Below are 23696 nucleotides of genomic sequence, written 5' to 3'. Positions count from 1 at the left end.
GGTTCAGGGTAATGTGACATCGTAACCGCTGGCAACAGCGGGCACAGAATGCTCCTCGCCGTACAGCATCGCTTCAAAGTCCGCCGGTGTCAGTGGCCGGCACAGGCCATTGCCCTGCATAATGTGACATCCGGCTGACGTGACAAAGGCGATCTGCTCTTTGTCTTCAACCCCTTCAGCAGCCACCCGAATACCCAGACTTTTGCCGAGTGCGGTGATAGATCGGAACATCATTCGCACCCGCATGCTGGAGTTCAGCTCGTGCGTCAGCGACTTGTCGATTTTGAAACCTGCCACAAAGCTGTGGCGCAGCAAATTAATGGCCCCCAGCGTGCGTCCATAATGATCAATGATAAATGAGGCACCGGTCCGGCGCACCGCTTCAACCTGAACCGGCATATCCTGCACCAGCACAGCCAGCAGAGGTTCATCCACTTCCAGCTCAACAAAACCCGCATCGCCGCCGGCACTCTCGCGTATAACGGTTTCCAGGCTGTTCCCTGTCAGCTGACGCGGAAAAAGATTGATGCTGACGCGAAGCTCGGGGGATCGCACCTGCCACTGCCGGACCTGTGCCAGGGCACTGCGGATGATCCATTCCCCCAGCGTTACGGAAAGCGGGCTTTTAACCAGCATGCCGATGAAGTCGGCAGGCAACAGCAGCCCACGTGTCGGGTGTTGCCAGCGTACCAGCGTCTCGCAACCCACCAGCTTTCCACTCTCTACGTCGAAGCGGGGCTGATAGTAAAGTGTGAACTGCTGCTGCCGCACCGCCGTTTCCAGTTCGCGCTCGAAACGGCGACGCTGCTGCTCCGCTTCACGAAACTCGGGCATAAACAGGATACTGCAGCCTTTGCCTGAGGCTTTGGCACGGTAGAGTGCCAGATCAGCGGCGGACATCACCGCAGAGGGATCGCGACCGTGATCCGGGTAGGAAGCGATGCCGGTGCTGGCACCGACCACAACCGGCGAGTCGTGATAGCGGAACGGCGTCTGTACGGCCGCAATCAGTTTTTCCGCCGTAATCGCCGCCTCAGCGCTGCCGCCCGCCAGCAGGATCACAAATTCATCGCCGCCCAGCCGCGCAGCCGTCACGGCACCGGTACACACCGCACGAATCTGCTCGGCAACGTGACACAGCAGCGCATCGCCTGCTGCATGTCCCAGCGTATCGTTCACCTCTTTGAAACCATCAAGATCGGTCATCAGTAAGGTGTAGGGAACGCCCGCTTTGGTCAGTTGCCCGACCTGATCCATGAACGCGCTACGGCTGGCGAGTCGCGTCAGCATATCCAGAGAAGCCAGCTCACAGAGACGCGCCTCACTTTCATAGCGGGCCGTGACGTCACGGATGATCATGCCCACCAGCCGCTCGCCCTCTTCACGCCAGCCCGAAAAAGAGACTTCTGCCGGGAATTCACGGCCGTCACGCGTGACGCCCCATATCTGCAACGAACGAGGATGAGAGATAGCCGCTTCGTCTGAGGTAATCCGGGCCAGCTCGTTACGGTAGTCAGTCTGGCAGCGCGCCGGGATCAGCTCGCTGACATACTGACCTCTCATCTCCTCTGCGCTGTAGCCGAAGAGAGCAGTGGCTGCCGGATTCCAGAAGGTGATGCCGCGCCGCAGGTCCGTACAGACAATGGCGTCGGGTGAGGTGGATGAGATTGCCTGAAGCCGCTGCTGACTGGTGTAGCGCAGTAACTCCAGACGATGCATTTCCATGCGATCCATCACCAGCGCAGCTATATCGGCCAGATGCTTCCGATCTTCTGAAGTCAGCAGATCGCGCGGATGCGTGTCGGTCAGGCAGACGGTGCCAATATGATGACCATCCGGCGTTGAGAGCGGGATCCCGGCATAAAAGCGGATAAAGGGGTAGCCATGAACCAGCGGACTGTCGCGGAAGCGGGGATCTTTCAGCGTATCGGGCACGCAGAGGATATCGCCCTGCGCCAGCGTATGGTGGCAGAAGGCGACGTTGCGCGATGTACCGGAAATATTCAAACCGTACCGTGAAGCGAAAAACTGTCGCTTCTCATCAATAAGCGATACAAACGCAACCGGTACGCGGAACAGTCGCGCGGCAAGCGTGGTAAGGCGATCCAGCGCATCGCTCGGCGGTGAATCCATCAGATGATACTGCTTAAGTGCATCAAGGCGAGCCGCCTCGGCATCATGATAAACTGGACGTTTCAGCGTAAATCCCCTCTGATGTTATCTGCTGTGGCCGGCATGACGCAGCATGAAGAGGACACGTTCAATCAGACAGGACGCGCAGAACTGGCTGCCGACCCGCTGCCGGAAGAAAGGCCCGTCAGTGAACTCTGCAGCAAAAGCCCGCCGCCATGAGCCCGATAAAGCCGGCATCGCAGACAGCGGGATGCCGGTTAATACGTTATGCCAGGCAGTGAGATCGTGACGGTACGATGGTTAATAACGGACCATGCCAGAACAATCCTGCCAGAGCAGATAAGACGCGCGAAATAATGCGCTTCGCTTAGCTCTTTATATCGGCCTGAAATACGTTAACTTCAGCGGAAAATAGCGGCAGAACGCCTTACTTTTTAAGCTTTGGAACCAGTTCGAAGTGCGGATGCTCTCCTGCCAGCAGCATCAGCAGTTCATATTCTCCCTGGCTGAGCAGGGCAGGATTTTTGGATGCTTCTTTGGTCTGCCAGACTCGCTGGCTAAGGTCGAAGCGTTCAGCTGCAATCTCCTGCGAAAGACCGGCCGCAAGACGCAGCTCACGTACGTTATGCTGAACGGCAACAGGCCGCTGTAAAATCTGATTTCCCATATGAAACGCTCCGCATACGGTGCCCCGGTGAGATGGCCAGACAACCGAATTCACCTGTGGCCAACACATAAATTTGAGTTAAGCTTTGAATGCGCGGCAATCCGTAATCGTCAGGAAAGCGTAAAGCTCAGGTAAAACCACAGGTATAAACTGTAATTAAATTTATTTCGTGAACCGGATAATTATTGCGCACTAAAAATAATCATCGCTGTTCTGAATAGTGATAATGCTCAGCCCGTGGTTAACATTCACCACCGTCTTTAAAAATGACCGTTTCATTCAGCGATAAAAAAAGAGTGAATATTAACGGCTATTTTATTTTACAGAGCCGTTATCTCCGGATGAATAAAATGGCCCATCAGGCTATGCCTGACCGGCATCCGCACAGCCTATTGTTTTTCATCGGTATAACGCGTCAGTTTGCCACTCCGACAGCATGAAGCGGCAGGGTGAAGCGGGTAATGACGCTGCCCAGCGTTTCAGTCTGTCCACTGAGGCTGCCTGCTGTTGCCGAAACCTGCTGGACCAGCGTTGCATTCTGCTGTGTCACGCGGTCAAGTTCAGCCACCGCCACGGTGACCTGGGCAATTCCTTTGCTCTGCTCATCCGAAGCCAGCGCAATCTGTCCAATCAGTTCATTGACGCCACCGACACCGCGCAGCACGGCTTCCATAGTCGTTCCTGCACTCTCTGCTGCGCGTCGGCCATCATCCACGCGTGCCTCGGTATCAGCTATCAGCTCTTCGATCTCCTTCGCGGCTGCAGCACTTCGCTGTGCCAGTGAACGTACCTCACTGGCAACCACCGCAAAACCACGGCCCTGCTCGCCCGCACGGGCGGCCTCTACGGCGGCGTTGAGCGCCAGAATATTGGTCTGAAATGCGATGCCATTAATGGTGGTGGTGAACTCCCGGATTTTCTCTGATCCCTGTGCGATGCTGGTGATGGCTGCCGTCACCCGCTGAACCAGCTCCACGCCCTGATGGGTCGTATCCGTGGTACTGGCAGCCAGTTCACGCGCTTCACGGGCATTCTGTGCATTGTGACGCACGGTAACCGTGATCTCTTCCATGCTGGCGGCGGTCTGTTCCAGCGCAGCGGCCTGAGTGGAGGTCCGGTCGGAGAGATCGGCGTTACCCGCCGCGATGTCGCCAGCCTCACGATGAAGAATGGCTGCGTTGTCGTGAATAGCGCTGACCGTCTGCAACAGACTGTGCTGCATCTCTTTCACCAACGGCACCAGTTGCCCGACGCAGTTGCGACCCAGATCTTCCGGCTCACGCGTCAGATCACCTCCGGCAATAATTTTTAAATGACCGCGGATTTTACCGACCGGACGCACCAGATGGACGACCAGATAGCGGTCGCAGAACAGCAGCAACGCGAATGCTGCCAGCAGTGCCGCCAGCAGTACGCGCTCGAGCTGACGCCGGTCAGCGTTAAGAAGAGCCTGATTTTGTGCCAGCTGCTGCGTCACGCTATCCAGCTTCGCGCGGGTAACCGTTGCATACTCTGAGGGTGAGGTCGTAAGTGCTGCGCGAAAGCTATCCCAGTCAGCACTGGCCGGCGTTAAGGCGATCAGGCCATTTTTATCTGCGCCTGTTCCGCCCTGCATGACAAGAGCGCTGTGCGTCAGAAAACTTAGCTGCTGCGTCAGCACGGCTAAGCGATCGGTCTGACGAAAGATGTCCCGCACGATCTGACTGCTGTAGCCACCTGCCAGCGCGACCACGCCCAGTGAGACGATCATTATCCACAGCACAACGCGGCGAATAGTGAAATGCCTGAGTGAGTTCATGAGGTTTTCCCCGATGTTGTCATTGGTGTAGTTAAAATTAAACAAAAATAAGTTATGTCATCTACTTTAATGCGTTATTATATAGCACGCTATGTTTGTGCTTACTATCCTGGCAGGATATTTCGTAAATTAAAAGTTTTTAACGACAAAATAATAGAATCGTCATTCTTAAAATATTTCGTTAAAGAAAATTGATTTGCTATTCTGTTCAGGTCTGGCAGGCGGTGTAATAAAAAATAAATCGTCATGGCTCTTTCTTTTTACATAAATAGTCTGTAGTCATGACGCTATAACCTTCAATTTTTCTGTTTAATTTCGCTCCGTAACCAGACGGTGCGGAGGAATTCATGCTCATGAGCCTTAGCGGCGGCGACGATTGCCGTACGCGAACCCTGCACGCGCTGCGCAGTAACGACGAGAGTCGTGACGATGTGTTGCGACAGTTCGTCCGACTGGCCAGCCAGGCCATTGGTATTCCCGGCAGCTTTATCTCCGTCCTGGATGATGAGATGCAGCACGTCAAAGCGGCGCACAATTTCACACTCACTCATTCCACGCGACAGGACTCGCTCTGTCGGCACGCCGTGGACAGTGACAGCACCGTGGTGGTGCCTGATACCCTGCTTGATAGCCGCTTTGCTGACCATAAGCTGATTACCGGCGCGCCTTTTATCCGTTTCTATGCTGGCGTGCCGCTTAAAAGCAGTACCGGTCTGATTCTGGGTACGCTCTGCGTTACCGACACGGCACCTCATCGCTTCAGTGACGATCAGGTAACAATGCTGAAAATGCTCGCAGCGCTGGTGATGTCCTTTCTTGACGCCTGGTACTCGGCTGGCTTTGCCGACCCGGTAACTGGCCTGCCCAATCGTCAGCGTCTGATCCGCGACCTGCAGTTCCTTGCGACCTCCGGAGACACCACGCCACGGCGGCTGGTGCTGATTGACTGTATCGATATGCCGCGTGCCTACGAACTGGCACGCTCAATGGGCATGGGGCCGGTTGAGAGCCTGCTGAAGGATGTGGCGACACTGCTGCCGCTGCGTCTGCGCCCTGCCCCAGGAGAAATGCTTTACACCGTAGCAACCGGACGCTTTGCCCTGCTGACACGGCAGGAGAGCAGACTCACTGCCAGCTGGGTGGCCAATAAGCTGGCCGGGATCAGCGCCGATCTTGGTGATGGGCTGTCGGTTGCGCTGATGACCCATACCGGTGAGGCAAGTTTCAACACGGGTGAATTGCCTGCCCAGGAGATCCTGCGGCGGGCAGTCAGCGCGTTGCACGAAGCCATTACCCGCAACGTTGCCTCAATGCCGTTCAGTGAAGCCACGGATACGCGCCATACCCAGGATTTCACCCTGATGCATGACCTGGCCACTGCCATTCGCGAAGATAAAGGGTTATGGCTCGCCTGGCAGCCGAAAATCTGCCTTCACAGCGGTAAGCCGATAGGACTGGAAGCGCTGATCCGCTGGCAGCATCCCCAGCGCGGCGAACTTTCGCCTGCGCAGTTTTTGCCCGTTGCCAGGCAAACCCAACTGCTTACCGAACTGACCGCCTGGGTCATAGAGCACGCCATCGCCCGCCTTGCCCGTCTTCGCGACAGCTATATTCAGCTGCCCATCACCATTAACGTCAGCAGCAGCGATTTTTCCCGTGACGGTTTTGCTGACGAACTGGAAGAACAGATGCTAAGAGCGAAGCTGCCGGTTTCGCTGCTGGGCATTGAGTGTCTGGAAACGGAACGGATTCTGGAAAGCCCGACCGCGATGCAGGGGCTTGAGATGCTGAAGCTACGGGGATTTGGTATTTCACTGGATGACTTCGGTACCGGCTACAGTAACATCAGTTATCTGCGGCGCATGCCGCTGGATGTGATCAAGCTGGACCGCTCACTGATCAGCGAAATTTCGTCTGACACTGCATCGCGTGTTATTGCCCGCAGTATTATTGCAATGCTCAAAGACCTTGATTACATGGTGCTGGCCGAAGGCGTGGAGAATGCGGAAACCGTTACGGCGCTGACTGAGTTCGGCTGCGACCAGGCCCAGGGATTTTTCTACTCCAGGCCGCTACCGGAAGCGGCGCTGGATGAGTGGCTTGGCTGGCGATTACGCAGTAAGTGCTGATCCTGACTTCCCTGCCCCGCAATCTTATCTGGCAGACTCAGGCGTACTGAATCCGTCCGGCCCGGCAATGATCACCGTATTGCGGCCGGCCGCTTTTGCTTCGTAAAGCGCTTCATCCGCCCGTCGCAGCAGCGCCTCGCGATCGCAACTCTGGTCATCCCGTGAAGCCACGCCTGCTGATATGGTCATCGCCCCGGCGAACGGGAAGGTGGTGGCGCAGACCGTCTCGCGGATGCGTTCCGCGGTACGGGCAGCATCGGCCAGCGTCGTGTGTGGCAGCAGCAGTATAAATTCCTCGCCACCAAACCGGCTGACGATATCGCCGGTGCGGCAGGCCTGACGCAGCAACGCCGCCAGATTCACCAGAACCGCATCGCCCGCGTCATGCCCATACCAGTCATTGATCTTCTTGAAATGGTCAATATCAATTGCGATGACACACTGTTCATGCTCACTGTCTGCCTGCGCCGCCAGCGCCGAAAATCCGCGACGGTTGCAAAGCCCGGTCAGCGGATCGGTCATCGCCTCATCGTTAAGCGCAGCCAGATGGCCTGCCACGGCATGGCGATGCTCCTGCACCGCTTCTTTGAGCCGGTCAGCCTCGTAATACCAGGTTTTGACAGTAGCGAGTGACTCCGCCTGTGCTTCGCTGCCGCCATCCCGCACTCTGTCCGCCAGCTTTTCCAGTGGCGAAGCGATCCGACCCGCCATAAACGCGATGACGCTGGCCGTCAGGAGAATAATGCCCAGAACGAACCAAATGGCGCTTTCCGCCGTGCGCAGCAGAATATGCCTGACCGTTTCAGAGGTGCCAGTAATAAATACGTTCCAGCCGGTTTTCTGCAGCGTGCCATAGCCGGTCAGATAGCTTTGCCCTCCATTTTCCAGGGTAAAATGTCCACTTTCCGTGGTGGACAGGCGCTTCTGCAGGGCCAGACTCAGCAGCATCTTTGTTCCGACAAGCGTCGGGTCATGACTGAAAATAATCAGCCCCTCATTGCTGACCACGCTGACCGTCGATCCTTTGGTATAAAAATGCTGGCTCAGGATTTCGCTCAGCATGCTCTGTTTTTTTAGATAAATGGTGCCGCCGATATAACCCAGATAGCCCCCCTCTTCGCTGAACAGCGGCTGAGATAAAAACACCACATAGTTTCCGGCGGCAGAGGTAAAGGGCGCGGAGATAAAGGGCTTACGGGTCGTAATAGCCTGCAGACTGGCTGCTGAGTGAAGTTTCATGCCTGTCAGATTCAGGCTATCCGGTGAGGTTGCCGCAATGATGGCATCATGGTTAACCACTACCACCGAGTTGAAGAAGCCTGACTGCATGCGCAGGCGCTCAGTTTCTGCTTTTAGCTGCTTCAGATCGCTAAGGCTCTTGATCTGCGATGCACTCCAGGCCAATTCCCGTTGCGCTGTCGTCAGGTAACGATCGGTGGTATCGGCCAGTTTACGGGCATAGGCAATGTTTCCTTCTAGCAGACTGTCTTCAATATTGGCCTTCTGAAACAGTAGCAGCGCACTCAGCAACAGACCGGAGGTCAGAATGACGCCCCCAATGGAAAGTAAAGTCAGCAGCGAACGAAGGCGCATTTTTTTATGGGGCATTGCAGTCGGGATCCGGATGAAGTATCACCTGAGTGTAACAGTTGATGCTTAACGTCAAGGGAAGAAAAGAAGAGGATTTACAGTGGATCACGATGCATTGCCGGGTGCAGGACAAATCCGTACGCACTTGCATAAGGCCTTGTTGAGCATTTCTCAGGCACTGATAAACAGCAGCCTAAAATAATTAAGCAGTAATAATGAAACTGTTTAACCTGCGACCGTCTCAGGTGAGGTGCATTATTATTGCTGAGCGCCAGCGTGAGGTACTGCAGGCACGAAAAATAACGGGGCAGAATCTGCCCCGTTTAATATGGTGAATGAAATGCTCGGAAACAGTTAAATTAAATCTGCGTTATGAATACGCAGTCAGGCACAGGCTTAATCATTGCGGTCGGATTAACGCCAGAACGACTTAATATAAGAACGGCTGCTGAGTCTTTTAATAAACTGATGCGGGCAGGTAAAGCGACACCCTTCCCACTCCAGATTAAACCATTGGAATTCATCATCTTTAATTTTATCCAGCAGGTTCATCGCCTGCATGGGCGTCTGGAAAGCATAAGCCTTCATCACACCCTCTTTGGTACATAAATCAATATGGACCATATAACCCCCGGGAGTTAAAAAGATCGTAAATCTTATAATTATTGAACAGCCTGTTAAGCATAATCCATTTACCGGCCGCCGATTATCTGATTCCGTCATATTTACGTAAAAAATGAATATTTTTATTTTTCATTTAATTTTTGGGCAACTTAGCCCCATTACATCAATTAATTTGACCATGTTTGCGTAACATGCCAAAAATCGGGGAAATACTCTTTGTTTTTTAAATCAGCACAGCCGGCGGCAATAATAAGCGCACAGGAGGATGACGTTTATCTGACTCCATTTCCGGCATGAGAACGTGTGTGCGGCAGGTCCGGAACCGTTATGAAACGTTAAATATTCCTGCTGAACGATGCGATGGTGATGGTCATAAAGCGAACGTATCGTTTACACTCTCAGCAGCCTTATCGGCACGGTTCTGTAGTGTACGCAGAGAGGCAGGAGATTACTGACGGCGGGCAATAAGGAATCTTATGCTGAATTATATGTTATCGCTCTACCGCACTGTGCCTGTCTCATCTGAATGTCTCAGCGACTGGCTTGCCAGCTGGCTGACTCAGCAGCAGGCCCTGTGCCACGATCATCACTTCTCCGCCGCCTTCCCCTGGCGTGAAACCGGCCTGCCCCAGCACACATTTTTGCAGCGCGAACTGACGATTAACGGCCAGCGTTTTCTCACCGGCCCGCGCTATCTCGGCGGCGACCCCGCTCAGCCTTTTATTGAGATCGTGGCCCGTGATGGCGCACTGGATTACGCAGCCGCAGCCGCCATCATGCGTGAGTGGCAAACGATCAAGCCGCTGAAGATGCGTATTCTGTTACCTGCCACCAATCCTGATATTGGTATAACCGATCAGCTGATTTACCTTAGCGTTCCAGGCTCACACTCCGCGTCTGACGACGAAGAGATTTCGCTGATTACGGCCTGCCGGAAAGATTATCCCCTCTGTAGCTCCGCCATTAACCGCGCTTATCGTGCCAGCAGGCACACGCTTCCGCATCTGCGGGATCAGCTGATGGCCACCAGCAGGCAGGAATTACGGGACGATATTGCCGGAGGGCATGTTTTTCTGATCCTCTGGCAGGGCATGGTGGCTGGGCTGATGATTTGTGTGCCGCGACGACTGGCTTTTATTGAGGGATTTCAGATCATGGATGAGGTGATTCTGCCGGTGTATCAGGGTCGTGGACTCGCTGCACGCGCTCAACAGCGTCTGCTGCAGCAGCTTCACCATTACTGTGGTCAGCATGCGATGCTGACCGGCACCATTCTGCCCGGCAATACGCCTTCTCTGCGAAGCGCGCAAAATGCCGGACGGCGCTGCGTGCTGAAATATCACTTTTTTACCCCAGCAGATTTACGGGCGGACCAGCGGGCCATTTAAATCACCCCAGCGCCAGCTCAATCAATTTATGCTGAATGCTGTAAACACGCAGCTTCAGGTTCAGGCTCTCTTCTGCGCCGATCCGTTTTGCCTCAACCACATGATTACTTTTTTCCAGTGCGATTCTGGTGCTGCTTTGCAGACCGTCGTGCCAGTTGACATCCGCACGGTTCGCCGCCTGTTTTTCCAGGGTCCCGACGAGTTCCGCGACATTTTCACCCCCGGGCTGACGTTTCAGTTACAGACATATCTGCCTCTTTTTGCTGCTAAAAATGACCAAACTGGCGGCACGTATTCTACCGACTATCCGACAGGCATGACGCCTCTCTATTCGCATAACCCGGCATGCATCGCAGAAGCTTTATAGCCCTGCAGGGCGCGGCTTCGCTCGCAAAATTCCGCCAGCTGTTCTTAACTCAAAATCAGTGATTTTGTTCCACTGAGAGAACTATCGGAGGACATTTTGACATCAACATCTCTGATTACCGCCAGTGATAATACCCTCACGCTACGGCGCTGGATTACTGTGGGCCTGCCCGCTACCGAGCTTTTTAACCTGTGGCTTGAGCCCGATACTCTGCCCCGCATTATGAGCCACTTTGCCAGCGTGACACCGGTCAATAAAAGCGATGCACACTGGCAGATTGAGGGCCCACTGGGTAAACACTATCGCTGGGATTCCCGCATTGTTGAAGCGCAGCCAGGCGAAGTTATTGCCTGGCGCTCGCTTGAGGATGCAGACATTCCTAACGAAGGTGAACTGCGACTGCGCCCGGCGCCGGGGGAATGGGGCACCGAGCTGGCTCTGACTCTGCAGTTCACGCCGCCGGGTGGCGCACTGGGAAAAAAGGTAACAACGTTATTTGATCTGCTGCCAAAAGAGGTGGCCAGCAAAGCGTTACATCGCTTTAAAAGTCTGGCTGAAACCGGTGAGATTCCTACCCTGCACGGGCAGCCTGCGGGTCGTCATGGCGGACGTCAGGATAAGGAGAAATAAATGCGCGCACTCTGCTGGAATGGCGTCAACGATTTAAGCGTTGAAACCGTGGCCGACCCGGGTCTGCTCAATCCTCATGATGCCATTATTCGCGTCAGGCTCACCACCACCTGCGGCTCCGATCTGCACGTCATTGACGGCCTGATCCCGAGTATGCGGGAGGGCGATATCCTGGGTCATGAATTCATGGGCGAGGTCGTTGAAGTTGGCCGTGCGGTAAAAAATATCCGGCGCGGCGATCGGGTAGTGGTGCCCTCTTTTATCTCCTGTGGCTCCTGCTGGTATTGCCAGCATCAGTTGCCCTCCTGCTGTGACAATACGCATCCGCAGTGGGAGAAAGGCGAAACGGTGCTGGGTCATGCCACGGGCGGCATTTACGCCTACAGCCACGCGTTTGGCGGTTATGCGGGTTCACATGCAGAGTATGTTCGCGTGCCCTTTGCCGACAATGATTGCTTCGTCGTGCCCGAAGGCGTAACCGATGAGCAGGCGCTGTTCCTCTCCGATGCGACGCCGACCGGGTATATGGGTGCCGACTTCTGTAATATTCATCCGGGTGACACCGTAGTGGTCTGGGGCTGTGGCGGTGTCGGACTGATGGCACAGCAAAGCGCCTGGCTGATGGGTGCGCATCAGGTCATTGGTATCGATCGCTATCCTGAACGGCTGGCCATGGCACGCGACTTCGCAGGCAGCATCACGCTGGATTACACCGAGGTCGATATCAACGAAGCGCTGCTGGAATTAACCGGCGGGCGCGGCCCGGACAGCTGTATTGATGCTGTCGGCATGGAAGCCCGCGGTGAAGGATTAAGTCAGGTCTATGACAAGACCAAACAGATGCTGCATCTGGAAACGGATGTCGGTGCAGCCTTGCGCCAGGCGTTATATGCCTGCCGTAAAGGCGGCAACATCGCGATTCTGGGGGTGTATGGCGTGATGGATAAGTTTCCGCTGGGGCTGATGATTAATAAAAGCCTGACTATTCGTACCGCCCAGCAGCACGGGCAACGCTACATGCATCGCCTGCTGGAGCATGTTGCCAGAAATGAACTTAATCCGGCTTTTATGGCGACACATCGTTTTCCACTGGAAGAGGCCCCGCGAGGCTATGAGATGTTTAAACACAAAGAAGATGGCTGCGTTCGTGCCGTGTTCGTACCCTGAAAACACATAAACCGATTCGGGCGGCGCTGCCGCCCGGCGAGACCTTTCCTGAACCCTGGCAAAAATCCCACTTATTTTCGGACGCTGAAAGACAGATGATAAGAGCCTGTCACGGCCAGGCTGAATCTGAATTAACCCACCATAACGCCATGCAGATATGAATTTTTTATGAACGTGAAGTGAAAAAAACACATCTGAATCATATCCCTGCAAACGCCATGCGGACACTTCTGCCTGTTCACATTTTGAAAACAAAATAATCACACTAAGTTATTTTTTCATGCGTAAATTAGTGCCAGTTTTCATTTATGGAGCAGGCCAATGACGCAATATGTGGCGGTTTTTCTCTCTTCACTGTTCATGTGCAGCAACGTTTTCGCAGGTTCGGTTTCTTCCGTATCACTCGACGCGCTTTCCACCGCATTGAATGAACGCATGCAGGTCATGAAGGCTGTGGCAGGTTATAAGGCGCAGCATCATTTACCTGTTGAGGATCTGCCTCGTGAGCAGGTTGTTCTGGAAAATATGCTGCATAACGCGCAGCAGGCAGGACTTGAACCTCAATCGGTTGAACCTTTTGTCCAGGCTCTGATGAACGCCAGCAAAGCGATTCAGTATCGCTATCGGGCTGACTGGCTCTCAACACCGGAGAGTGACGTATCCGTCACCGATCTGGCCGGGACCCGGCAGCAGATTGAACGGCTGGATACCCAGCTCCTGGCTGCGATCAGCCAGCGCCTGATGACCGGTAGCTTCTCGCAGGAGGACAACGTGTTTCTGATGTCACAGCTCACGGCCCCCCACCTCAGCGAAAGTGATAAAAACAACCTTTTCGCTTCCCTCGCCCGCATTCAGCGCTCGCATTAATCCTCAAGCCCTGGAGTAAGCTATGCAGCTTCATGAACTCATGAACCCCGACTACGCTGACAATCCCTTACCGCTTTATCGGAAACTCCATCGGCAGGGCCCGCTTATTCCAGCCGGGGATAAGATCATCATCAGCGGCAGTCACGCGGTGGTGGATGCCCTGCTGAACGATCGGCGGGTCGGTAAGAATTATATAGAAAGTGTCAGGTTAAGATTTGGTGATGCCGCCGCCGACATGCCGCTGTTTCAGAGCATCGGCAGAATGTTTCTGGTGCTGAATCCGCCGGACCACAACCGGTTGAGAGCACTGGTCATGAAAGCGTTCAGCGCCCGGGAGATTCATCCCCTCAGAGAGATGGCGCTGACGATAGCCAATGATCTGGTTGATGCACTGGCAGGCCTTCGCACCTGCGATTTAGTCCAGGCATTCGCTTTTCCGCTACCGGTACGCATTATCTGCAGGATGCTGGGAGTCCCGGAGTCGGATGCGCCTGAACTGGGTCGACTTACGTCTGTGCTGGTCAAAGTTTTCGACCCGCAAATCAGCCAGACAGATCTGCTTGAAGCCGCCGATGCGTTTGCCGTACTGGAGAGTTACTTCAGCGCCCTGATCGTCGCGCGCCGTGACAGCAGCGCCAGTGATCTGGTGTCCCTTTTCCTGCGTAGCGGTAACGACGGTGACCGGCTAAGTCACGATGAGATCATCGCCAATGTGATACTTCTGTTTCTTGCCGGTCATGAGACCACCTCAAATATGCTCTGTAATACCATTCTGGCTTTGCATGACCATCCGCAGGAACTGGCATGTCTGCAGCAGAATCTTGCGCTGATACCCGATGCTATACAGGAATGTCTGCGCTACGACAGTTCGGTCCAGATGCTTTACCGCACGACGCTGGAAGAGATTGAGGTGGCAGGCCAGCTCATCCCGCCCGGAACGCGCTTCTTTCTGAGTCTGGGCGCAGCCAATCACGACCCGCTTGTCTTTACCTCGCCGGAGCGGGTCAATATCCGTCGGCATGAGGGACGCTGCCTGGCATTCGGTGGCGGGATACATCACTGCATGGGCTACCGGCTGGCACTGGCGGAAATGGAGGTGGCGTTACAGGTACTGCTGACCCGACTGCCAGCCATGCGGCTGGTAACCGCCGGGGTTCGCCGCAACCACAGAGCCAACCTGCGCGGTGTCAGCGCACTGCCGGTCGAGTGGTAAAGCCGCCCGGGCCAGCTGCGCCCGGCGATTAACCGCGCAGACGCAGCGTGGCGGGCAGCACCAGTTGGCTGTCTGCTGGATCATTTCCGGCAATCATCGTGGTCAGCATAGAAAAACAGGCCTGCGCGAGCGCCGGAACATTCTGCTCTATAGTGTCGACAGAAATCGAGAGTGAATCATAGAGATAGTGGTCATCAAAACTGGCGATGCGGATATCGCTGGTCAGCAGGTTGTGCTCACTCATGTAGCGCAGTACCCCTTCCAGCAGGCCGCAGGCCGCAGTGAACATCGCTTTGGGTGGACGCCCCAGTCGCTTACATAGCGCGGCAAACATCTCGTAGCCGCTGCCGGGATGGTAGTTCCCCTGAATAATCCACTCCGGCTGCAGCGTCACACCCGCCCGCGCCAGCCCCTCTCTGAATCCCGCCAGACGATCCTGGGTCGGGGAAAGATCGGACTGTCCGCCCATAAAGTAGATCTCCTCCGGACAGGCGCGCGCCAGCTTTTCAACCAGCTCAGCGGTGGGCGTCACGGCATCGGTGATGACCCATGGCAGCTTCGTGTTGTTCATGTGGCGGTCAAACAGCAGCACCGGCAGCTGTTCGCTGAGGCTGACATAGTCGCTGTCGGTTAGCATACTGGAGGCAACAATCAGCCCGTCGACCTGACGTGCCACCAGATTGTTGACTACGACCCTCTCCTGACCGGCATTTTCGTCGGTACAGGAGATCAGCAGCTGCAGACCCGCTGCGCGGCAGAGATTTTCCAGCGCATGAGAAAAGGCAGCGAAACCGTGGTTAGTGATCTCCGGTACCACCAGCCCCAGCGTATGACTGCGGGCATCGTGCAACATCCGCGCATGGATACTGGGCTGATAATGGTGTTCGCGGGCCAGCGTCAGAACCCGCTCTCGCGTCTCCTTCGCGACCCGTAACTCTTCGCCACGGCCGTTGAGCACCAGGCTGGCAGTGGCTTTTGAAACTCCGGCCAGCCCGGCGATATCACTGATGGTAACGCGTTTTGTTTTTCTCACGACAAGACATCGGTTAGTGAAACAAGGGTTTATTCTACCATGCAGCGACGTAACGACCAGTAGCGGGCCTGCAGTTCTGCGCGCCCGCGCAGGGTCAGCAGCGCCGGCTGGTCCGGAAAATAGCGGCTGCTCATCACCCCTTCCCCGTCGTTGATGAAGATCTCAACGCTCGAATGGTCACACAGGATCTGCAATCGACGCGCTGCACCGGTCCAGTAGCGGGTTATCCATTCACCTGACACCAGGCTGCGACGGGCAAGCCGCAGTTCGTTGTGTTGCCAGGTCAGGATCAGGGTATCGGCGAAATTGAGTTCGATGTCGCCCTGGCTCGCAAGCTCAATTTCAAGCCGCTGGGCGGCAATCGGCGGCGCATCATCGGCGCGGCCCTGATAGTGCTGCTCGTTCCCGCGCAAGGCCTGCAGTTCCGCGATGGGCTGCTGACAGAGCCGGCCGTTACGTGAGCTCAGCTCGCGCAGACAGGTCATCTGGTGGATCCACCCCTGCGCCACGGTTGGCTGGGCCATCTCTTCACCGTCCGGCGTCCCCATCCAGCCCACCAGCAGACGTCGGCCATCAGCGGTCAGCGTGGTTTGCGGAGCATAAAATTCAAAGCCGGCATCCATTTCGTTCAGCGGGCCGTGCTGATATGCAGGCTGCTGATAATCCAGCTCCCCACTCAGCCAGGCACAGGCGTGACTGTTCAGATAACGCTTCTCTTCGGGCGCAACGCCCTGCGGACAGCAGATCAGATAGGTGCTGTCGCCGAGCGTGAACATATCCGGGCACTCCCACATATAACCCGCGGCATCCAGGCCGCCCAGTTCACTGCCCGCGATCTCGCCGAGATTCTGCCACTCCCGCAGCGTGTCAGAACGCAGCAGAAGCACCCTGCCCTGCCGCTGCATATTCTGTGCCGCCAGCACCATGTACCAGCGATCGTCATGACGCCACACTTTAGGATCGCGAACGTGGCCTGTATAACCCTCCGGCACGGCAATGACCGGGCCAAGCTTGTCAAAACCGCCCGCGCTGTTCTGCTGTGCCAGGCACTGCCACGCCGTGCGCGAACCATCATCGAATTTTACGTTGCCGGTGTAGACCAGTGTCAGTACGCCGTTATCGTCGACTGCGCTGCCGGAGTAGCAGCCACTGCGGTCATACTCCTCATCCGGCATCAACGCGATGGGCTGATGCTCCCAGTTCAGCAGATCGGCTGAGCGCCAGTGCCCCCAGCATTTATGCTGATGCGCACAGCCCAGCGCGTTCCACTGGTAGAAGAGATGATAGTGACCGTCGAAATGGATGAAGCCGTTGGGATCGTTAAGCAGCCCGGTAACCGGTGCCAGATGCCAGCCAGGATAGTGGCTGTCGCTGAGCGCCTTTGGCATACCCTGCATCACCGCCTGCAGAATGGCGGCAAGACGTGTTGATGAGGCCATTATTCAGAGTCCGTTTTGTATTTGAGCAGATAAGAGATTACAAACGCGGTGGTGAACGCGATAGCAACGCCGATGACATAATTGAGCAGAGAACCCGCTTTGACAATCGCCATACCCGGCAGGCCGGTCAGTCCGACCGCCGTCATATAAACATGGACCGACACCACCCAGGCACCGCCCAGCGCGCCGCCCACCAGACCCGCGATAAAGGGTTTCATAAACCGCAGGTTGATACCAAAAATGGCCGCCTCGGTGATCCCCAGCAGTGCTGAAAACGCGGAGGGCAGCGAAATCGCCTTGATCTTCGCATCGCGGGTTTTGAACCACACCGCCAGGCAGGCCCCGCCCTGAGCGACGTTTGCCATCGCCCAGATGGGCAGCAGGAAGTTCACGCCAATCGAAGGATTGCCCAGCAGTCCCGCCTCAATCGCATGGAAGCTGTGATGGACACCGGTGATGACAATTACCGAATAGAGTCCGCCAAATACCAGACCTGCCAGCCAGCCGGCGTGCGCAATCAGAGTGCTGAGCACAAAGGAGATACCATCGCCCAGCATACGGCCCGCCGGACCGATAATCAGCAGCGCGACAAAGCCGGAGATAATCACCGTCAGGAACGGGGTCAGGATCAGATCGAGCGCATCCGGGATCACCCGACGCAGCTGCTTTTCCAGCATGCTCATAAACCACACCGCCAGCAGTACCGGGAATACCGTACCCTGATAGCCAATCATCGCCACTTCAATGCCGAAAAAGTTCATGGTGTGGAAACCGGCGGCAACGCCCCAGGCGTTGGTCAGCGCCGGATGCGTCAGAATGCCGCCCAGCGTGGCACCCAGAAACGGGTTACCGCCAAACTCGCGGGCCGCCGTAAAACCAATCAGGATCGGCAGGATAATAAAGGCCGCCGAGCTGCACATATCCAGCATGATATAGAGCGCATTTTCCGGATTGACCCAGCCGTAGGTTTTAACCATCCCCAGCAGGCCCATCAGCAGACCCGACGCCACGATCGCCGGAATGATCGGCACAAAGATGTTCGATAGCAGGCGAGCGATGCGCTGGAAAGGATTGAGCTTGCGGGCGGCAATATCAGCAGCTTCTGACTTGCTCGATTCGCTGATGCCCGCCTCGGCGATAAAAGCGGCGTAGACCTTATTCACCACGCCGGTGCCGAAGATAACCTGAAGCTGTCCCGCGTTGCGGAAGCAGCCTTTAACGCCTTCAATCTGGCCAATCGCTTTGGTGTCCGCCTTCTCATCATCCGCCAGCACCAGCCGCAGTCGGGTCGCGCAATGAGCCGCGCTGGCGATGTTCTCTTTACCACCCAGCAGGGGCAGCAGGGCCCGCGATATTTTTACATAGTCCATACATACCTCACTCTTGTTATGTTTTTATCCGCGTGACGTTCAGGCCCCGGCAGCCGGGGCCGCCCGATCAGAACCAGGTTTCCATCTGTACACCGAAGTTCCATTCACCGCCGGCATCGAAACCTTTGCTGCCGAACGCGTCGTCACTGGCATAGTTATCCAGCCGGTGATCCCAGTTCATCCAGGTTGCAAACAGACGAATTTCCGGACGTTTAAGGAAGTCGCCGACATCACCGGCTTTCAGGGTTGGCGCAACAGTAAGTTTGGTGAAGCTGCCGCTGACCGCGTTACGGTTGTTGTAACCTTCCGGACGCAGATCCATATACTGATAAGAGCCTTCATACTGCATCTCGAAGTTCTGCGTGATTTCCTGAATCAGCCGCAGGTTGACTGTCGCCCAGTCGTAGCTGTCACCTTTGACGTAGCGATCGTCACTGCGCTGTGCCAGTAAGGCGGGCGCAATGTGCCAGCCGCCGCCAAGGGGAGTGATCCCGTAACTTGCCAGCCGCCAGGTGTTCGCTTCCGGCAACAGTGCGCCGTCAGAACCAATCGACTTCACCTCAGCGCCCAGGCCATGACCATAGAGCAGGGCTGTTTTTGACGTGCCTTCTGTCAGCCCATAAAAGCTGTCGTTATGAAGGCCCAGCAGCGCATGGACGCCGGTTCCGGCCGCATCGCTTTTAACACGGAGGCCGTCGATATCCCGACGATCGTCGTTATCTTTCGCCCGCATACCGCTGACCATCATCTGCACCGGGCCGACAAAATTATTCAGCGACAGGATGTAGTTCTGCGCGGTGTTTTCATTGTTTTCGATGTCACCAAAGGTACGACCATAAAGCGAGAGGTTGCTGCGCGCCTGCTCTGCCCATTTCATGTCGTAAATACCGGCGCCGGTTCCGGCAAGGAACACGACATCGGAGTCGATCCAGTGAATATCAAAGTTATCACGATCAAAACGCTTACCTGCCCAGACCGTTGCGTTATCGAATGCACCGCTGAAGGTGGGAAGCTGTCCCAGTTCGACAAACGCCTGACGCAGGTTGAGATCGCTGCTGGCGGCCGTCCAGTCGTTATAAGTGCGCTGTCCATCGGCCAGCATCGCTTTGAAGCGGGTGGTGGCACCATTATCCAGCGTCTGCTTATGTTCAAGGTTGAGCTCAACGTAGGTATCCGGCTCATTACCCAGACGCCCGACGTGACCGCCGGTTTCTCCAGCCGGGGTTACGGTCGGGCCGCCCTGCGTTTTGGCGGCGGAGCTGTTCATCAATAATCCGGAGCGGGCATAACCGTGGAACTCAAAGCCACCTTCATCGGCAGATTTTTGTTCCAGTTTCGCGGTGCGCTGCGCGACCTCAGCGGTGGAGGTCTGGGTCTGCTGCTGAACCGCCGCCAGCTGCTGAGCCTGCCGTTCAGCCATCTGAGCCTGTTTTTCGGCGATCTCTGCACGGCTTTCAGCCGCATTCGCCCGCTGCTCGGCAGCCTGCAGTCGCTGCTCCATTGCCGCCAGGCGGGCTTCGATGCTGCTCATGCTGGGATCGGCCCAGACGGATGTGGAAAAGAATATTGCAGAGAGGGCGATGGCTAACGTGCTTAGTTTCATTTTTTTTATATCCCTGAGGAGAGGCTATCATCACCGGTTTTTTTGCTAAACCGGTTTAGGCGCAAATCATAGCCACGGGTAATTTCCCTCTGCAATGAAAAATGCTAAACCGGTTTAGTGATTGTGAGATAGCTCGCAAAACAGGGCTGTCAGATGACGATTAGCCAGCCAGATCGTCCAGCTGGTGGCGCAAGGGAAGTGCTGTCATGGCACCTTTTGCCGTGGTGGCGAGTGCGCCACAACGTTGGGCAGTCAGCAGGCAGCTGACAAGCTGCGATTCATTAACAGGCAGACCTGACTTCGCCAGCTCCCAGAGTAATCCGGCCACAAAGGCATCACCTGCACCGGTAGTATCGACGCTGTTAACGGGCGTGGTAGCATGGTGGGTGATTCGGCCCTGATAACAGGCCATCACCCCTTCCCTGCCCCGTGTCACCAGTAACAAGCGAATGCTGAATTTTGCGGCCAGCTGCGGCATGCTGACAGCCGCTTCCTGAGCCGGGCTGAGAAAGTCGAGTTCTTCGTCGGAGAGTTTCACCACGTCTGTATGACTGAGGGCCTCGTTCACCACCGTATGCAGCAGCGCCGGGTCGGGCCAGAGATCTTCCCGCAGATTTAAATCGAAACTGACATGGCCGCCTGCCGCCCGAATCTGTTTCATAGCGGTCAGCGTCGCGGTGCGTGAAGGTTCCGCCGCTAAGGCAATTGAACAGCAATGCAGCCACTCCCCTCGATTAAATTCGGGCAGATCGGACGTTTCAAGAAACAGGTCGGCACTGGGCCGCACCATAAAGGTAAAGGTGCGCTCGCCCTGCTCATCCAGACCGACCACCACGGTTGACGTGCGATGCTGTGAATCAGCGATCATATAGCGGGTATCAACATTCTCCTCATTTAGCGTCTGCCGCATAAACTCACCAAAAGGATCGGCACCCACCCGTCCGATAAAACCGCTGTTTCCCTGCAGTCGGGCAATGCCAACGGCAACATTGGCCGGTGCTCCACCAGGACATTGCATCAGGCGCCCCGGCATTTCGGGTAGCAAATCGACCACGGCATCCCCGAGGCACCATACGCGAACAGACATAAAAAACTCCTATGATTAAACCTGAAAGCTAAACCGTTTTAGCTATAGCGCTAAATGGCGTAAGGTTCAAGCATTAACATGCTGAAGTGATATGTGATTAACATAAGACGTTTATGGTAGAGAGCCGAACAGGCACATGTCCGATAATTACGGGCAGAGGTCAGGTATAAAAAAAACCGGCACAGCGGCCGGTTTGATTGTCAGTGATGTGTGATGAAGATTATTTAAGCGTAGAGAGTATCTGTCTGATCGACGCATCAATCTGTTCAGCAATCTCTTTTGGCAAACGACTGAATTCATACTGCACGGTGCGCTTCTCATCGTTGGTTTTACGACGCGCATAGGTATTGGCTGTAGTAAACGTTGCCAGCTTTTCCGTCACCATTTTGCTGACCGGTGCAGGTTTTTTTAACTGACGACGGGCGCTTTTGAAACCATTCAGGATTGCGCTCTTCTTCTCATCTGAATTAGCGTTTTGCAGTGAATCATCTGCCTCCAGCTTTTGCTGGATTTCGCTGACCAGTCCGGCGGCATCCATCGCTTCCGCTTTCGCCTCCTCCCAGACATCAAGCAGTAACTGATAATCCTGAAGGGTCAGCTCAGAAACGACCGGGAAGAGTTCGATAAACTCAGCGGGCACAGATGCGGCCTGAAATGCACGTGAGACCTTAGCGTTTGAGATGCCTTCCGCTTTAGCAATTTCTGATTTGCTCATGCCACTTTCGTTCATAAGCATAAAGCGCAGACCTAATTCACGCAGGTTATGCTCTTTAGCCGTCTGAATATCAGCAGCCAGCTGACGCGCATCGCTGAGGCTCAGTTCATCTGCAGTAACCAGCACTTCCAGACTGGCCCCGGAAAGAATGCAGGCAGCACGACGGCGCGAACCATCCATAATCTCAATCCGGTCGCCGTTTACGCGACCAATGGCCGGGAAAAACTGCTGCAGTGTAATCGTACGGGTGATTTCCTGCAGCGATTCCGGCGTCAGCGTGCTCTGATCACGTCCGTTGATCTTCGGGTCAACACTGGTTCGGGTTTCTATATCATCATGCAGGACCAGCTGGCGCACAAAAGTTGCCTTCGCACCTGACTTCAGCGTAAAGGTGCGCGACTGGCTGCTGCTGTCGATCATGTTCGCAATAGCAGAATCGCCGAACTTGCGGCCAATGCGCTGTATAGGTTTGCTCACAGGGTACTCCTGATATATTCGATGCGATCAAACACAGCCCTTGAGAACTGCTCAGCTTCATATTTGGCTTTACGCAGGGCGTCTGCACTGCCGGGATAGGAAGCGGGATTAGCACTGATTACCGTGTCAAAGGATTCGCCACAACGCTCGAATCCATCAAGACGGGGTAAGCCACAGTCCAGCATCGATTTAGTAAACACCTCACGTGCATAACTTTGCGACGTCAGGTGGTCATGCTTGGATGTCATCTTAGACATAAAGCCGATATTAGCTTTGAGCCGCGGTTCGATACCTTCGGACTCGATACGCTCCAGCATTTCTGGCAGGCGCGTCAGATACTTCATGGTGGAATGGAAATCGACCTGTGCCGGTGGCGTCGGTGTCAACAGCACATCGCTGGCCGCGATGGCATTCAGCATAAAGGAATCAAGATGAGGACCGGTATCAAGGAAGATAAAATCATAGTCACCTGCCAGACGATCGATCACATTACGGCGAAGGACCTCTGAAGGCGCAACACCGGGCAGATGTTCAGCAACCAGCTCTTCCCAGTCGCTGGCAACGAAGCCATCATCGATTGAGGCCGGAATAACGTCAACGCCGGGCATAACGGTAGGCTTAATAAACTGCTCACGAAGCTGATCTGCATCCAGATCGTTGAGCATAGCCTGCGCTGCTGTTTCCAGTACGGAACCGACACTGTTGGTATGGCTCAGGAACATCGTGCTCGATGCCTGTGGATCCAGATCGATAACCAGTATACGCAGGTCATTGTGCAGCATAGAAGGATGGGCGCGCATACCGTGAGCCAGCGTCACGGTGCTGACGGTTTTAGAGACGCCGCCTTTAAGACTGACAACAAACACGACAAAGGGGCCAGCATGCCGATCGCGATATTTAGGCACTTTACGATGCTGATAAATGTCGACGACGTTCTGAATGGTCAGGGCATATTGCGATGTACTGCCGGTTTGCTTTTTACCAAACTGGTATCCTGCTGCTTCCATATCACTAATCGCTGCGACGACAGCGTGCTTACTCAGCAGTGGCATATTTGCTACAGCATTGCGAGAGAAAGTCTGGTAAAACCCTGTCTGGTTAAATTCCTGACGCTGCTGCTCAATGTGGTCACTAAGTCCATGTAACATGGAGTTGGCACGTGTTGCCATCTCCAGCACTCCACCATAATCACGCTTCATAAGCCCCTCTGCGTTAATGTTTTTTGCATACTACACAAAAAGCGAATATCTGCCAATTTTTTAGGAAAATGCCAAAAACCTGGATTTTTTGTCTCAGGTAGTGGAATGATGATCTGAGATTTATGGTTGGCTGTAAAAGAGGTTTGCTTAAGCTCTATGACTTTTGTTCATTCAGTTTGAGTATGTTGAACAGACATCAG

The 23696-nt window shown here is 55.0% G+C and carries 19 protein-coding genes; 7 read left to right on the top strand and 12 right to left on the bottom strand.

Annotated features, from left to right (window positions below; translation table 11 throughout):
- Nucleotides 1-3 precede the first annotated feature (3 nt).
- From AC6I8J_RS21365 to AC6I8J_RS21355, 3 genes are all read right to left on the bottom strand, one after another.
- Nucleotides 4-2133, bottom strand: coding sequence for a putative bifunctional diguanylate cyclase/phosphodiesterase (locus AC6I8J_RS21365; RefSeq protein WP_260059723.1), 2130 nt, complete (start codon nt 2131-2133; stop codon nt 4-6).
- 427 nt (nt 2134-2560) lie between these two features.
- Nucleotides 2561-2800, bottom strand: coding sequence for a transcriptional regulator (locus tag AC6I8J_RS21360; RefSeq protein ID WP_161736630.1), 240 nt, complete (start codon nt 2798-2800; stop codon nt 2561-2563).
- Nucleotides 2801-3215: 415 nt separating this feature from the next.
- On the bottom strand, nt 3216-4598 hold the full coding sequence (locus AC6I8J_RS21355; RefSeq protein ID WP_497825856.1) for a methyl-accepting chemotaxis protein: 1383 nt from the start codon (nt 4596-4598) through the stop codon (nt 3216-3218).
- 347 nt (nt 4599-4945) lie between these two features.
- Between AC6I8J_RS21355 and AC6I8J_RS21350 the strand changes: the two genes are divergently transcribed.
- Complete coding sequence (locus AC6I8J_RS21350) at nt 4946-6727, top strand: GGDEF and EAL domain-containing protein (protein WP_222925675.1); 1782 nt, start codon at nt 4946-4948, stop codon at nt 6725-6727.
- Nucleotides 6728-6751: 24 nt separating this feature from the next.
- On the opposite strand, the gene AC6I8J_RS21345 is transcribed toward AC6I8J_RS21350, so the two are convergent.
- Both AC6I8J_RS21345 and AC6I8J_RS21340 read right to left on the bottom strand, forming a co-directional pair.
- Nucleotides 6752-8335 (bottom strand): sensor domain-containing diguanylate cyclase, encoded by a 1584-nt coding sequence (locus AC6I8J_RS21345; protein WP_497825855.1) that lies wholly within the window; start codon nt 8333-8335, stop codon nt 6752-6754.
- 396 nt (nt 8336-8731) lie between these two features.
- Nucleotides 8732-8941: a hypothetical protein gene (locus tag AC6I8J_RS21340; RefSeq protein ID WP_061061018.1), complete on the bottom strand. Its 210-nt coding sequence runs from the start codon at nt 8939-8941 to the stop codon at nt 8732-8734.
- Nucleotides 8942-9417: 476 nt separating this feature from the next.
- Here AC6I8J_RS21340 and AC6I8J_RS21335 point away from each other — a divergent pair, with 476 nt between their 5' ends.
- The 6 genes from AC6I8J_RS21335 to AC6I8J_RS21310 all read left to right on the top strand — a co-directional run bounded on the left by AC6I8J_RS21335 (nt 9418) and on the right by AC6I8J_RS21310 (nt 14573).
- Nucleotides 9418-10329 (top strand): N-acetyltransferase, encoded by a 912-nt coding sequence (locus tag AC6I8J_RS21335; RefSeq protein ID WP_497825854.1) that lies wholly within the window; start codon nt 9418-9420, stop codon nt 10327-10329.
- 28 nt (nt 10330-10357) lie between these two features.
- Complete coding sequence (locus tag AC6I8J_RS21330; RefSeq protein WP_497825853.1) at nt 10358-10696, top strand: hypothetical protein; 339 nt, start codon at nt 10358-10360, stop codon at nt 10694-10696.
- Between the two features lie 96 nt (nt 10697-10792).
- A complete protein-coding gene (locus tag AC6I8J_RS21325; RefSeq protein WP_161736556.1) occupies nt 10793-11326 on the top strand; it encodes an SRPBCC family protein in 534 nt (177 codons plus the stop codon).
- Nucleotides 11327-12493: a zinc-dependent alcohol dehydrogenase gene (locus AC6I8J_RS21320; RefSeq protein ID WP_033735119.1), complete on the top strand. Its 1167-nt coding sequence runs from the start codon at nt 11327-11329 to the stop codon at nt 12491-12493.
- A 321-nt stretch (nt 12494-12814) separates the two neighbouring features.
- The gene (locus AC6I8J_RS21315; RefSeq protein ID WP_161736558.1) at nt 12815-13360 is read left to right on the top strand and encodes a chorismate mutase; all 546 of its coding nucleotides are present in this window, start codon (nt 12815-12817) and stop codon (nt 13358-13360) included.
- A 22-nt stretch (nt 13361-13382) separates the two neighbouring features.
- A complete protein-coding gene (locus AC6I8J_RS21310) occupies nt 13383-14573 on the top strand; it encodes a cytochrome P450 (protein WP_161736559.1) in 1191 nt (396 codons plus the stop codon).
- A 28-nt stretch (nt 14574-14601) separates the two neighbouring features.
- Here AC6I8J_RS21310 and AC6I8J_RS21305 read toward each other — a convergent pair whose 3' ends face one another.
- The 7 genes from AC6I8J_RS21305 to AC6I8J_RS21275 form a co-directional block, all read right to left on the bottom strand.
- Entirely contained in the window at nt 14602-15606 is a 1005-nt protein-coding gene (locus AC6I8J_RS21305; RefSeq protein ID WP_222925680.1) for a substrate-binding domain-containing protein, read from the bottom strand.
- A 29-nt stretch (nt 15607-15635) separates the two neighbouring features.
- Complete coding sequence (locus tag AC6I8J_RS21300) at nt 15636-17045, bottom strand: sucrose-6-phosphate hydrolase (RefSeq protein ID WP_222925681.1); 1410 nt, start codon at nt 17043-17045, stop codon at nt 15636-15638.
- On the bottom strand, nt 17045-18415 hold the full coding sequence (locus tag AC6I8J_RS21295; RefSeq protein ID WP_161736562.1) for a sucrose-specific PTS transporter subunit IIBC: 1371 nt from the start codon (nt 18413-18415) through the stop codon (nt 17045-17047). Before AC6I8J_RS21295 ends, AC6I8J_RS21300 begins: the two co-directional genes overlap by 1 nt.
- Before the next feature lie 67 nt (nt 18416-18482).
- Nucleotides 18483-20018 carry a carbohydrate porin gene (locus AC6I8J_RS21290; RefSeq protein ID WP_497825852.1) on the bottom strand — a complete coding sequence of 512 codons (1536 nt, stop codon included), beginning with the start codon at nt 20016-20018 and terminating at the stop codon, nt 18483-18485.
- Between the two features lie 160 nt (nt 20019-20178).
- A complete protein-coding gene (cscK, locus tag AC6I8J_RS21285; protein ID WP_497825851.1) occupies nt 20179-21105 on the bottom strand; it encodes a fructokinase in 927 nt (308 codons plus the stop codon).
- 220 nt (nt 21106-21325) lie between these two features.
- Nucleotides 21326-22297, bottom strand: coding sequence for a ParB family protein (locus AC6I8J_RS21280; protein ID WP_161736565.1), 972 nt, complete (start codon nt 22295-22297; stop codon nt 21326-21328).
- Nucleotides 22294-23496 carry an AAA family ATPase gene (locus AC6I8J_RS21275; RefSeq protein WP_161736566.1) on the bottom strand — a complete coding sequence of 401 codons (1203 nt, stop codon included), beginning with the start codon at nt 23494-23496 and terminating at the stop codon, nt 22294-22296. Before AC6I8J_RS21275 ends, AC6I8J_RS21280 begins: the two co-directional genes overlap by 4 nt.
- Between the last annotated feature and the right edge of the window lie 200 nt (nt 23497-23696).

This window comes from Pantoea sp. X-Soil-ISGK-355 (assembly GCF_059730805.1).
The sequence above is the reverse complement of the archived record's forward strand: the minus strand, read 5'-3'. Positions and strand labels throughout refer to the sequence as shown.